Genomic DNA, 12,821 nt, shown 5'->3' on the forward strand with positions numbered 1-12,821 from the left:
CCTGATGGGCTCAACGGCATTCTGCAAGCAAAGCCTAGGGCAGCGGGGAGAACGGCGAGCGTCCCTCGGCGTTCTGCAGCTCGAGCAGGTACTTGCGGAAGATCTGGCCGAGCACCTGCGTCGCATGCTCCAGGTCGTCCCTGGGCATCTGTTCGGTGACTTCGTCCGCCATGTCCAGGGCATCTTCAGCGCCGTTGACTGCCGCCATCTTCAACAGGATGTAGGCCTGCACGTTGTTGGCCTTGACCCCTTCGCCGCGGAAAAACATCGACCCAAGGCGGTACTGGGCCTCGGCATGGCCTTGCAGGGACGCTTTCTGGTACCAGTCCAGTGCCTTGTTGAGGTTTTTCGGCGCTTGCGCATAGAAGTACTCGCCCAGCTCGTACTGTGCCTGGGCATCGCCGGCATCGGCCACCTGTTCACAGGTTTTGAGTGCGCTTGCCAGGTCCTGCGGCTGCACGTTCAAGGTGCAGCGACCCGTCGTCGGGATGAGCAACGAGTTACCGCCCTCCGCCAGGGCCAGCAGGGGCTGGAGAAGCAACAGGCAGCCCAGGATGAGGGCGCGGCCGGTGCGGTTCATGGGGATCGACTTACCTCTGCAAAGCTGCGGCCAATGTCTCTGGTGGCACATTATGGGATAAGCAGCGCCAACCTTACAAAGTTTTACTCGAATTTATGTCGGCGTGGCGAAACAGGCTGATGGCAGGACCCCTTCGTTACCTGTATGGCCTCATTGCACGCGCGCCCGTTCCCATGGGGTATGCCCCTGGCGATGGCCGGTATACCCACCGTGATAGCGGGTGCTACCGGCTACCAAGGTGGGAAGGCGCCGGGTTACTTCAGGGCTGCGAAGGCCTTTTCAGCCGCATCCAGGGTGATCTGCAGCTCTTTGTCGCCATGAACGATGGAGGTGAAGCCAGCCTCGAACGCGCTCGGCGCCAGGTACACGCCACCGTCGAGCATCAGGTGGAAGAACTGCTTGAAGCGACCGGCGTCACTGGCCATTACGTCATCGAAGGTGACGATGTCGTCGGCCCCGCTGAAGTACAGGCCGAACATGCCGCCAGCCTGAGTGGTCACGAACGGCACGCCGGCAGCATCGGCGCGCTGTTGCAGGCCGTCGAGCATGCGGCTGGTATAGTCAGTCAGCTCGGCGTGGAAGCCCGGGCGGCTGATCAGCTTGAGCGTGGTCAGGCCGGCGGCCATGGCCAGCGGGTTGCCCGACAGCGTACCCGCCTGGTAGACCGGGCCCAGCGGGGCGATGCAGCCCATGATTTCGCGCTTGCCGCCGAAGCAGCCGACCGGCATGCCGCCGCCGACGATCTTGCCGAAGGTGGACAGGTCGGGGGTAATGCCGTAGTGCGCCTGCGCACCACCCAGCGAAACCCGGAAACCGGTCATCACTTCATCGAAGATCAACACCACCCCATGCTTGTCGCACTGCTCGCGCAGGCCTTCGAGGAAGCCTGGCGCCGGCGGTACGCAGTTCATGTTGCCGGCAACCGGCTCGACGATAATGCAGGCTACGGTCTGGCCCACTTCAGCCAGCGTCTTCTCGACGGCGGCGATGTCGTTGAAGGGTAGCGTCAGGGTGTGCTTGGCGAAGTCGGCGGGCACGCCGGCCGAGCTGGGCACGCCTTGGGTCAGCAGACCGGAACCGGCCTTGACCAACAGGCTGTCGGAGTGGCCGTGGTAGCAGCCTTCGAACTTGATGATCGCGTCACGGCCGGTGTAGCCACGGGCCAGGCGGATGGCGCTCATGGTCGCTTCGGTACCCGAGCTGACCATGCGCACCATTTCCATGGAAGGCACCAGCGAGCACACCAGGTCTGCCATTTCGGTTTCCATGGCGGTCGGGGCGCCATAGGACAGCCCGTGTTCCAGCTGGCGACGTACCGAGTCCAGCACGTCAGGGTGGCCATGGCCCAGGATCATCGGGCCCCAGGAGCCCACGTAGTCGACGTAGCGCTTGTCATCTTCGTCGACGACGTAGGCGCCCTCGGCATGCTTGAAGAACAATGGGGTGCCGCCCACGCTCTTGAACGCGCGCACGGGCGAGTTCACACCACCGGGGATGTGTTTCTGGGCTTGGGCGAAAAGTGCTTCGGAACGGGACATGGAAAGTTCTCTCGAATCAGGATGCGAACAAGGCATTGAAGGCGCGGGCGCGGCGGGTAACTTCCTGCGCACTGTCGGCACCGAACAAGCCGTGGATCACCGCCAGCAGGTCGGCACCGTGGTGCACCAGTGCGGCGGCATTGTCGAGGGTGACCCCGCCGATGGCGGCGATCGGCAGGTTCACCTGGGCGCGAGCCTGCGCCAGAAGACGGACGTCGGCAGCCGGAGCGCCGGGTTTGGTGCTGGAGGTGAAAAAGCGGCCGAAGGCGACGTAGCTGGCGCCTTCGCGGGCTGCCTGGGCGGCCAGGTCGAGGCTGGCATGGCAGGTCGAGCCGATGATCGCTGCGCTGCCCAGCAGGGCGCGTGCAGGGTTCAGCGGCCCGTCGGTTTGCCCCAGGTGTACGCCCACGCCCAGGTGCCTGGCCAGTTCGGCATCGTCGTTGATGAGCAGCTGAGTGCCATAGCGCTCGCACAATTGCTGGAGTGCCTGCGCTTCACGCAAGCGCCGCGCGGCGTCATCGCTTTTGTCCCGGTACTGCAGAAGGCATACACCCCCTTCGAGCGCTGCCTCCACATGAGACAGGAATCGGCCGGCCAGCAGTTGGCTGTCGGTGATGGCATACAGGCCGCGTAGGGTCATCGAGCACCTCGAGTCAGGAGCAGAAATCCAGGGGCAGGCGCCGAGGTACGAACTGGCCCCGTCCCAACTGCTCCGCATCGCGTAGGGTGCGCCAGGTGTAGTCCAGGGCGGTGCGCACGGCGCTTTCCAGGTGCTCGCCCAGGGCCAGTCGACCCGCCAGGGCGCTGGCCAGGGTGCAGCCCGAACCGTGATAGCTGCCCGGCAGGCGTTGGCAGGTCGAGGTGCTGCGGTGACCGTCGCGGCTGTACAGACGGTTGTGGATTTCGACCTCGTCGCCGTGTCCGCCGGTGATCAGTACGTGCGGGCAGAACTCCAGCAGCCTGGCAGCGCACTCGTCGGCGCTGCCTTCGGGCAACTCGGCGAGAATGCGGGCTTCGGGCAGGTTCGGCGTGGTGATGGTCGCCAGCGGCAACAGGCGTTCACGCAGGGCGTAGCCTACTTCATCCTTACCCAGGCGCCCGCCGCCGCCTGCGCGCAGCACCGGATCGCACACCAACGGCAGGTGCGGGTGCGCAGCCAGCAGCTCGGCCACGGTATCGACCATGTCGATCGAGCCGAGCATGCCCAGCTTGACCGCAGCCACCGTGGAGTCGGTGAGCACGGCATTGGCCTGGGCCAGCACCCACTCACGGTCGAGCACGCGGAAGTCGGAGACATTGACGGTATCCTGCACGGTCAGGGCGGTCACCGCGGGCGCGGCATGACAACCTTGTGCAAGCAGGGCTTCGATATCTGCCTGCAAGCCGGCGCCGCCACTGGGGTCGTGGCCGGAGAGACAGAGGACAACGGGGCGGGAGGCGTAGGTATTCATGGTCGGCGAGCTTACCACCAAACCTGTTTGTGCGGACCTTGCCCGTGCAGGTCGGTGGACTTTTTGGTGTGCGATGCGCGCCCTTCAATGCCGCTTATGCCCGTGCCAGAGCGGTCCTGTGGTTTTTTTGCCGCCGCTCGACGCACCTTGACGCTGTGCTAGAGTGCGCAGATAAATCGATGAACAGGTACTGCAGGATTTCGTCGTCTCAAACGGAAAGGGGGCAACCGCGACGCGACCGGACAGGCCATGCTGGGGCTGTATGCGCTATTTGCTGATTATGCTCATGGGTTTGCTGCCTGCATTCGCCGAGGCGGTGGACATCACCGCGGCCACCCGTCACCTGCCTCTGGGCAAGGTCATGCAGGTCTACGAAGACCCGGACGGCAGCGCCAGCATCACGGAGGTCAGTGCGCCCGACTTCGCACAGCATTTTCTTTCCCACCCTGAAGACGTGCTCAATGCCGGGTTTTCCAAGTCGGTGTTCTGGCTCAAGCTCGAGCTGCACCCTGACGCGGAGCCGGGCATGCCCCGGCACTGGTTGCTGGAACTGGCCTACCCACCCCTCGACCACCTCGAGCTTTACCTGATGGGCCCGGACGGGCGCTTTCACCTGGCCCAGCGCACCGGTGACGCACTGCCTTACTCAAGTCGGGAGGTTCGGCAGGACAATTACCTGTTCAACCTACAATTGCCGCCTGGGCAGGTCACCACCGTCTTCCTGCGGCTGCATAGCCAGGGCTCGGTGCAGGCGCCGCTGGCCCTGTGGTCCCCCCAGGCCTACCTGGAAGCCCAGGCCACGCGCCTGTATGTGCTGGGGATGATCTACGGGGTGCTGTTGGTGATGCTGGTGTACAACCTGTTCCTGTACCTGAGCGTGCGGGACGTCAGCTACCTGTACTACATCCTCTACATCGCCTCCTTCGGCCTTTACCAGGTCTCGGTCAATGGCGCCGGCATCGCTTACCTGTGGCCCGACAGCCCATGGTGGGCCAATGCCTGCACACCGTTGTTCGTCGGCGCAGCTGCGCTGTTTGGCTCCCAGTTCGCCCGGCATTTTCTGCAACTTCGCCATCAAAGCCGCGGCTTCGACCGGTTGCTGCAGGCGCTGATGCTGGGCGGTGCCGTGGTGATGGTGCTGGCCGTGAGCGTGCCCTATGGCGTGGCCATGCGCCTTGCCACCGCCTTGGCGCTCGTGTTCAGCCTGGGCGTTTTCTGCGCAGGGCTCAACGCCTGGCGGCGCGGGCTGCGCGTGGCGCGCTGGTTCATCATCGCCTGGACCGCGTTCCTGCTCGGGGGGCTGGTCAACACGCTGATGGTGCTGGGCTACCTGCCGAACATGTTCCTGACCATGTATGCCAGTCAATTGGGTGCTGCGCTGGAAGTGGCGTTGCTATCGCTGGCCCTGGCCGACCGCATCAAGACGCTGCGCGATGAGCAGGCCCGTACCCTGCGTGAAACGGGGCAGCAACTGGAGCTACTCAACCAGCAACTGGCCAACAGCAACCGGCTCAAAGACGAGTTTCTGGCCTGCGCCACCCATGAACTGCGCACCCCAATGAATGGCGTGATCGGTTCCCTGGAGTTGATGCATACCCTGCCGATGGACGCGGAAATGGCCCGCTTTCATCAGACAGCGGTGGGTTCGGCCCAGGGCATGATGAACATGGTCGACGCCATCCTGACCTTGTCCGAACTCCAGGCAGGGCGGCTGCGTGCGCAGCCAGCACCCTTCGACCTGCGGGCACTGCTGCAAGGCGTGCGCGCCGGCTATGCCGGCCAGGCACTGGGCAAGGGCCTGTATTTGAGTGTGGACATGCCGGCGGACCTGCCCGACCGACTGGTGGGCGATGGGCCGAAGCTGGCCCGCTGTCTGGGATGTCTGGTGGACAATGGCCTGAAATTCACCCACCAGGGTGGTGTGATGATCCAGGTTCGCGGACAGCACAGGGGGCCTAATCAACTGGCCTTGACGTTTACCGTGAGCGACACGGGTATCGGTTTCGAAGACCTTGACCAGTCGATTCTTTACCAGCGGTTTTTCCAAGTGGATGGGTCCATGACCCGGCGCTACGGCGGGTTGGGCATTGGCCTTGCCATCTGCCGGCAGATGAGCGAATTGCTGGGGGCACGGCTGTCACATCAATCGGCGCCTGGGGTGGGCAGTCGGTTCGAGATGAGTGTGGAGTTGGCGATTTCGCAGGGGCAGGTGGCTGTGCAGGGGAGTGAGGGGCGGCGTTGGCGGTAAGCATCTGTAGGTTAGGACGATTTGCTGTTAGCTAAATGGGCAGTGCGATAACGTGGGCGTGCGATTCGGGGTATCAAAGAAAGTAAGAACCTATGATTAACCAGCCGAAGGCGACTGTGTTCAGCCATGAGGCGGCCACAATCCGCTTTCTCATGGATGGTGGAAATTGCTCATAGTCTTGTGCGTCAAGCATGCCTTGTCGAATACTTGATTTTGGATACTTTATGACCCCGGCGACCATGAATGTCACAAACATTCTCGCACGCAAAGTCTTTTCACCACAAAGGGTGACAATAAAGGGTAGGCACGCACTGCGCTGCAGGGCCCCAATCATGATTTTGTATTCTTTGGAGCCTGCGATACGCAGATCCATGACGAGGCCGGTCAGTCCGAGGGCAAAGGGAGTGGCAAGAAAAAGTAATTGAAACGTAATGTCAAAATTCTTGATCATTCTCAAGGCCTCGAAAGTTTTCGCTTAATTGCATGCACGAAGACTTCCCGTCAGAGGCGCTGTTGCAGGGGTCGAGATGCCATATGCAGCGCCGTCAAGGCAGTTCTTCGGGAAGAAATAAGTATCACTTCATTAGCTACTTTGGCCCCCGACCATTTTGGGCAGGCCAAAATCGTCAGGCTCAGTAAATAGTGTTCTTCAACATGGCTTTGTATTCCCGTCCGCCGTGCGAGCTTCGAGTACCTGGCTACTTGCCAGCTCGCCCAGGTGCGTCGAATACCCAATCATCAGCGTGGATCCATGGTGCTTGTAATGAGTAACAGCTTCACCTTGGCAGTAGGAAAAAGTAACCGACTGTTAGCCAAGTGAACGCTACTGTGTTCAGCCAGGATGCGGTGTTGATCTTCTTTTTAAGGGAGGCTGGAAAATTCTGATAATCGAGTGGATCAAGCGCACCTTTGCGAATGTGGTAGGTTGGAGATGCTATGAGCCCACCCACCATTGAGATCACCAATAATCGTGCGCGTATGCTTTGTTCTCCCGTCACCAAGATTAGCGGCATGCAGCAAGTATGGGTCGGTAACGTTGTTATCCGTAGATCAAACAAATTACAAAAAGCCAGAAGCCGGCTATGGTATTAAGCCAGGACGCTGTGATGATCTGTATTTTCAAACGAGATGGAAATTGATCATAGTCTCGGGGATCAAGCGCGCCTTTACGGATGCTGTATTTTGGAGAGGTTATGGCGCCCGCTACCAAAAAAATCACGAGCATTCTTGCACGCACGCTTTTATCGCCCCATGTTGCGACAAAAACAGCTAAGCATGGACTGCGCTGCAGCGCTGTGGTCATGGTTGCATATCCTTTGGAACATGCGATGTGCAGGTCCATTGCGAGCGCGGTGAAGCCCAGGACAAATGGGGAGGCCACCCAAAATAATTTCAGCGTATTGTCGAGATCATTCATCAATTAGCATCTCGAAGATGACTTCGCCTACGGTTTCGCCGCCTATCATGCCTCCTTGGCTCCCTGCCCAAGCTCCTGCTCCTGCAAACACCACATTACAAATGAGCGTTCCTGGACCCGTCCGCCAGCAAACCCTGAGCGCTGCCCTACTGCCAAGCTTTGCACCTATCCACCCACCTCCCAAGCCACCCGAAAAATTACCAGCCTCAGTAAAACGTATTCTTCTACACGCTTTCGTATTCCCCACCCGGCACGCATCGGCAATATTCATCGCTGATCCAATACCCCCGAGCGCAATACCCACTGCCCCTCCAGCCTTCAAATACTTGGCCATCCTGGCCAGTTTGTCCAAGTGAGTGGAATACCCCGGTATGTCCGTGGGCCCGCCTGCTTTGCTCCAGTGGTGCACCAGGCTTTTGGAAGAGATACCCAAGTCTCGGCGCAGTGTTGAGTAATCCCCAAGATTAAGCCGCTTATTGAGAAGGGTGGCCTTCAAACCGACACTCAACTGATTGAACAGCTGCTGGCGCTGGGCGAAGAATTCCGGGTGGCGAAGGTGCCCGTGCTTGGCAAATTGCGCTTTGTGCAGGTCTTCGATTTTGCGCAAAAGGCTGGTGATCTCATCCAGTGACTTACCCGCCACTGTCTCGGCTACGCCCATGGCCAGACTGGTATCACCAAACAGCGCGGCTATCTCGGCCTGATGCTGCATCATGAAGCCGGCTTCCTCCTCGGTGAGGCCGGCCAATGCAGCGCGCGCCTGCTCCGCTGCACTCATAACCGACATCTCCTGCCGGGTACACATCGGGTACCTCGATTCTTCACCCACGACGAATATCTCGCCCGGTTTGAATCCGTTCCGGAAGGTTGGATTAAGCCGTTCCAATGCTGACCGAGACAGGTGCGCGTGGGGCGAACCGAGTTCTACCAACACCTCTTCATACGACATGCTGCGCGGCACGATGTAGAAACCAGGTTCATTGCTGTGCTGAGCCGCTGAAGGCGCGGCGTCCCGGAACCGCTCCGGACTGATCGCCCTATCGCGTGCTTGAGGATGTCGCAGTGCGTCACTGACCGGTTCAGATGCGGGTGCCCTGAACGTTGCAGGTACTGCAGATCCGCCTGCAATTACGCGGTTGCTGCCTGTAGGGCACCCACACTCCACCAATGCGCCGTCAAGGACCGTAGGTATGCCGTCCTGCTTCCAACGGGGCTCGCCCTCCACCAGCGTGCCAGGTTGCCCGCAGCGGGGGCAGGGCGTGGTCTTGTCGCCTTGCAGCAGCCAGTTACGGCCATGGACGCGACCTCTGGATTGCCCGGCAATGCAAATGGCGCCGGTGGTGGTTTCATCGCTGTCCAGGCCTTGGTACCGACCCAGGATGCTGATGCGCATACTCATGGCTTGCCTGCTGTTCATGAAAGAACCCGCAACCTAGCAGGCGGTATCCACTTATGTGCGCTTGATTCAGCTTCTAGGAAGACTCCCACGGACTATTGGGAACTGGATTACAAGTTCCTGACGACCTCACCTATTCGGGCGCCGCACGAACACGCCGCTGGCGACCCCGATCATGCAGGTCTCTAAAGCGCCGCTCATCACGCACCCCTGCCTTTAGTCAGGAATGCCCCTTTGTACACCGACCAGACAGTGCTTCACTGGGTATCTCACGCCTGCCCGGATTCAGGAGCGCTTCCATGAACCTGCACCAGTTCGCTGAAACCCATGAGGTCACCAACCAGCCGCCACCGCTGGACGGGGCCAACCTGTACCGCCTGGACCTGCCGCTACAGGAGTGGTCCAGGCGCTTTGGCGCCGACTGGGCGCAGTCGCGGATCGATGCGTACGGCGCGCTGGCCGGTGGGCCGTTGATGCAGGCAGGCTTTCTGGCCAATGCGCACAAGCCGGTGTTCAGCAGCCATGACCGCTATGGTCATCGCATCGATCTGGTCGAATTTCACCCCGCTTATCACCAATTAATGCGTACCGCCGTCGAGCATGGGCTGCCGTCGCTGCCCTGGGCCGAGCCGCGCCCGGGCGCCCATGTGGCCCGCGCGGCGATGACCTACCTGCACAGCCAGGCCGAGGCCGGGACGGGCTGCCCATTGACCATGACCTTCGCTGCGGTGCCGGCCCTGCGCCTGCAACCGGAGATCGCCCACTACTGGCTGCCCAAGGCGCTGTCGCGTGAATATGACCCGCGCAACGTCGGCGACCGGCACAAGGCCGGCGTCACGTTGGGCATGGCCATGACAGAGAAGCAGGGCGGCACGGACGTGCGCGCCAATACCACCCGTGCTTACCCCGTGGGCGCGCCGGGGCCCGGCCAGGCCTACGAGCTGGTGGGTCACAAGTGGTTCTGCTCGGCGCCCATGTGCGATGCCTTCCTGGTCCTGGCCCAGACCGAGCGCGGCCTGAGCTGCTTCCTGCTGCCCCGCCACCGCCCGGACGACAGCCGCAACCAGTTCTACATCCAGCGCCTGAAGGACAAGTTGGGCAATGTCTCCAACGCTTCCAGCGAAGTGGAGTTTCGCGGTGCGCTGGCCTGGATGATCGGTGAGGAGGGCCGGGGCGTGCCGACCATCATCGAAATGGTGGCCATGACCCGTTTTGACTGCATGGTCGGCTCCAGTGCCCTGATGCGCCAGGCGCTGACCCAGGCCCTGCACCACTGTGCGCATCGGCAGGTGGCGGGCCGCCTGTTGTCCGAGCAGCCGCTGATGCAGAACGTGCTCGCCGATCTGGCGCTGGAAAGCGAAGCGGCATTGGCCCTGAGCCTGCGCATGGGCCACGCCCTCGAACAGCTCGACGACCCCCAGCAGGCGCATTTCGCGCGCTTGGTCACGGCGGTGGGCAAGTACTGGATCTGCAAGCGTGCCCCGGCCATGATCAACGAAGCGGCCGAGTGCCTGGGCGGGGCAGGGTATGTGGAGGACAGCATCCTGCCGCGGCTTTACCGCGAGGCGCCCGTCAACTCGACCTGGGAGGGTTCGGGCAATGTGCAGTGCCTGGATGTGCTGCGCGCCTTGTCCAAGGAGCCGGGTGTGCTGGAGGCGTTGTTCGCCGAACTGGGGGACGGGCACGGCGACAAGCGCCTGGCCACCTGCATCGTCAACCTGAAGGATGCGTTTCTCGATACCGGCGATATCCAGTACCGGGCGCGACAACTGACCGAGGCCATCGCCTTGGCGTTGCAGGCCAAGTTGCTGCTGGAGGCTGGTCATTCTGCGGTCAGCGATGCGTTCATTGCCAGTCGCCTCACAGGGACGGGGCGCGCCTATGGCACGCTGCCACGCGGTGTTGACGTACAGGCCGTGATGGCGCGGGCCATGGCCAGCTGACCAGGCCGGCCCTGTACGCCCCAGCTGCGCCCTCTGCATCATCGAGGGGATGAATTTACCCAAGAAGGCAGGCAAGATGGTTCGCATGCATGTCCAGACAGGAAGCACAGTGTGAGCCACGCGTTTGAAGTCGTTGATACTCCCGAACAGGCCGTCGATCGTCTGGCGGCCTTGCATGAGCAGGCCACCGGTGCCCTGAGCCAGGCCCTCAAGCGTTACCTCAAGGACCGCACCGAGCCCGACGCCCAGGAGCGTGACCTGTTCCGCTACCCGGCGCTGCGCCTGACCTACCACAGCAATGGCGAGGTCGCTGCCACCACGCGGGCCTATGCCAAGGTCCAGGTGGCTGGCACCTACAGCGTCACCATCACCCAGCCGGCTGCTTTTCGCGGCTACCTGCTGGAGCAGTTGCGCCCGCTGATGCACGACTACACCGTCACGGTGGAAGTGGGGGTCAGCGAGCAGCCCATCCCGTATCCGTACGTGGTGGACCAGGGCGACGAGCTGGCCGGCAGCGGCATCACCGCCGCGCAGCTGGCGCGGGTGTTCCCCAGCACCGACCTGTCCTCGGCCACCGACAACATCGCCGATGGGCTCTACGACTGGGACAGCACCGATACCTTGCCCCTGGCCCTGTTCGATGCCGCGCGCGTGGACTTCTCGCTGCGGCGCCTGGTGCACTACACCGGCAGCGACTGGCGCCACGTGCAGCCCTGGATCCTGCTGACCAACTATCACCGTTACGTGGACCAGTTCATCAGCCATGGCCTTGAGCAGTTGCGCGATGATCCGCGTTTCGTGCGCATGGTGCTGCCGGGCAACGTCGTGATCGAAAAGAGCATGGACCACGGCGAGGCCCAGGCGCTGGTCGCCGGTGTGGTCTGGCACCGCTACCAGATGCCGGCCTACCACCTGATTGCAGGGGACGGCGACGGCATCACGCTGGTCAACATCGGCGTCGGCCCGTCCAACGCCAAGAACATCACCGATCACCTTGCAGTGCTGCGCCCGCATTGCTGGCTGATGATCGGGCACTGCGGCGGGCTGCGCCAGTCGCAGACCATTGGCGACTACGTGCTGGCCCACGCCTACATGCGCCGTGACGGCATCCTCGACCGCGTGGTGCCGCCGAACATTCCAATCCCGGCGTTGGCGGAGGTGCAACTGGCCCTGCAGGAAGCCGCCGCCCAGGTGACCGGCGAGCGGGGCGAGCAGCTCAAGAAGCGCCTGCGCACCGGTACCGTGCTGACCTACGACGACCGCAACTGGGAGCTGCGCTGGGCTCAGGAACGGCCCTTGATCAACTTGTCCCGCGCCGTTGCCGTGGACATGGAGAGCGGCACCATCGCAGCCCAGGGCTATCGACTGCGGGTGCCGTACGGCACCTTGCTGTGCGTGTCCGACAAACCGCTGCACAGTGAGATCAAGCTGCCGGGCTCGGCCAACGCGTTCTACAACCGCGCGGTCAGCCAGCACCTGAAGATCGGTATCGCGGCGCTGGATCTGTTGCGCACCGAGCTCAATTCGCTGCACTCGCGTAAACTGCGCAGCTTCGACGAGCCGCCGTTCCGCTGAGGATCCATGTCACTGCCACCCCGTTCCAAGCCGCGCCGCCCCCAAGGGCGGCCTGCGCCTGGTGCTCATCGCCAGCCCAAGGCGCCACCCGCCGAGCCGCGGTTGATCCTGTTCAACAAACCCTTCGACGTGCTGACGCAGTTCAGCGACGGCGAGGGGCGGGCCACGCTCAAGGATTTCATCGACATCCCGGGCGTCTACCCCGCCGGCCGGCTGGATCGGGACAGTGAAGGCCTGCTGCTGTTGACCAATGACGGCGCCCTGCAGGCGCGTATTGCCGACCCCAAACACAAACTACCCAAGACCTACTGGGTACAGGTCGAGGGCGAGCCCACCGAGGAGCAGCTGCGCCAACTACGCGAAGGCGTGCAGCTCAATGACGGGGCAACGCTGCCCGCCGAGGCCCGCAGCCTGGAAGAGCCCGCGCTGTGGCCGCGCAACCCGCCGGTACGCTTTCGCAAAAGCGTCCCGACCCGTTGGCTTGAATTGGTGATTCGCGAGGGCCGCAATCGCCAGGTACGACGCATGACCGCCGCTGTGGGCCTGCCCACCTTGCGCCTGGTGCGCGTGCGCATTGGCGATTGGGCACTCGATGGGCTGGAGCAGGGCTGCTGGCGCGAGGTGGCGCCGACCCTGCGGCGCTAGGCGTCATGGCCGGCGCGGACGTGACGAC

The 12,821-nt window shown here is 62.4% G+C and carries 11 protein-coding genes; 4 read left to right on the forward strand and 7 right to left on the reverse strand.

The window, feature by feature from the left end:
- Positions 1-34 precede the first annotated feature (34 nt).
- The 4 genes from CWR53_RS02715 to CWR53_RS02730 form a co-directional block, all read right to left on the reverse strand.
- Positions 35-580, reverse strand: coding sequence for a tetratricopeptide repeat protein (locus CWR53_RS02715; RefSeq protein WP_100850737.1), 546 nt, complete (start codon positions 578-580; stop codon positions 35-37).
- A 254-nt stretch (positions 581-834) separates the two neighbouring features.
- Positions 835-2,118, reverse strand: a complete 1,284-nt coding sequence (gene hemL / locus CWR53_RS02720; RefSeq protein WP_058603548.1) for a glutamate-1-semialdehyde 2,1-aminomutase — start codon at positions 2,116-2,118, stop codon at positions 835-837.
- A 16-nt stretch (positions 2,119-2,134) separates the two neighbouring features.
- Positions 2,135-2,758, reverse strand: a complete 624-nt coding sequence (gene thiE / locus CWR53_RS02725) for a thiamine phosphate synthase (protein ID WP_078477940.1) — start codon at positions 2,756-2,758, stop codon at positions 2,135-2,137.
- Positions 2,759-2,771: 13 nt separating this feature from the next.
- Positions 2,772-3,569, reverse strand: a complete 798-nt coding sequence (locus CWR53_RS02730; RefSeq protein WP_058638963.1) for a hydroxymethylpyrimidine/phosphomethylpyrimidine kinase — start codon at positions 3,567-3,569, stop codon at positions 2,772-2,774.
- A gap of 262 nt (positions 3,570-3,831) precedes the next feature.
- Between CWR53_RS02730 and CWR53_RS02735 the strand changes: the two genes are divergently transcribed.
- Positions 3,832-5,817, forward strand: coding sequence for a hybrid sensor histidine kinase/response regulator (locus CWR53_RS02735; protein ID WP_100850738.1), 1,986 nt, complete (start codon positions 3,832-3,834; stop codon positions 5,815-5,817).
- Between the two features lie 73 nt (positions 5,818-5,890).
- On the opposite strand, the gene CWR53_RS02740 is transcribed toward CWR53_RS02735, so the two are convergent.
- From CWR53_RS02740 to CWR53_RS02750, 3 genes are all read right to left on the reverse strand, one after another.
- Positions 5,891-6,268, reverse strand: a complete 378-nt coding sequence (locus CWR53_RS02740; protein WP_100850739.1) for a hypothetical protein — start codon at positions 6,266-6,268, stop codon at positions 5,891-5,893.
- A gap of 588 nt (positions 6,269-6,856) precedes the next feature.
- Complete coding sequence (locus CWR53_RS02745) at positions 6,857-7,234, reverse strand: hypothetical protein (RefSeq protein WP_176417782.1); 378 nt, start codon at positions 7,232-7,234, stop codon at positions 6,857-6,859.
- Positions 7,227-8,633 carry a PAAR domain-containing protein gene (locus CWR53_RS02750; RefSeq protein WP_100850740.1) on the reverse strand — a complete coding sequence of 469 codons (1,407 nt, stop codon included), beginning with the start codon at positions 8,631-8,633 and terminating at the stop codon, positions 7,227-7,229. Before CWR53_RS02750 ends, CWR53_RS02745 begins: the two co-directional genes overlap by 8 nt.
- A gap of 296 nt (positions 8,634-8,929) precedes the next feature.
- On the opposite strand from CWR53_RS02750, the gene CWR53_RS02755 reads away from it, so the two are divergent.
- The 3 genes from CWR53_RS02755 to CWR53_RS02765 all read left to right on the forward strand — a co-directional run bounded on the left by CWR53_RS02755 (position 8,930) and on the right by CWR53_RS02765 (position 12,793).
- Entirely contained in the window at positions 8,930-10,573 is a 1,644-nt protein-coding gene (locus CWR53_RS02755; RefSeq protein ID WP_100850741.1) for an acyl-CoA dehydrogenase family protein, read from the forward strand.
- Between the two features lie 111 nt (positions 10,574-10,684).
- Complete coding sequence (gene amn, locus CWR53_RS02760) at positions 10,685-12,148, forward strand: AMP nucleosidase (RefSeq protein ID WP_023534634.1); 1,464 nt, start codon at positions 10,685-10,687, stop codon at positions 12,146-12,148.
- Positions 12,149-12,154: 6 nt separating this feature from the next.
- Positions 12,155-12,793, forward strand: coding sequence for a pseudouridine synthase (locus CWR53_RS02765; RefSeq protein ID WP_058603557.1), 639 nt, complete (start codon positions 12,155-12,157; stop codon positions 12,791-12,793).
- The last annotated feature ends 28 nt before the right edge of the window (positions 12,794-12,821 follow it).

The organism is Pseudomonas sp. SGAir0191 (assembly GCF_002812565.2).
GTDB lineage: Bacteria > Pseudomonadota > Gammaproteobacteria > Pseudomonadales > Pseudomonadaceae > Aquipseudomonas > Aquipseudomonas parafulva_B.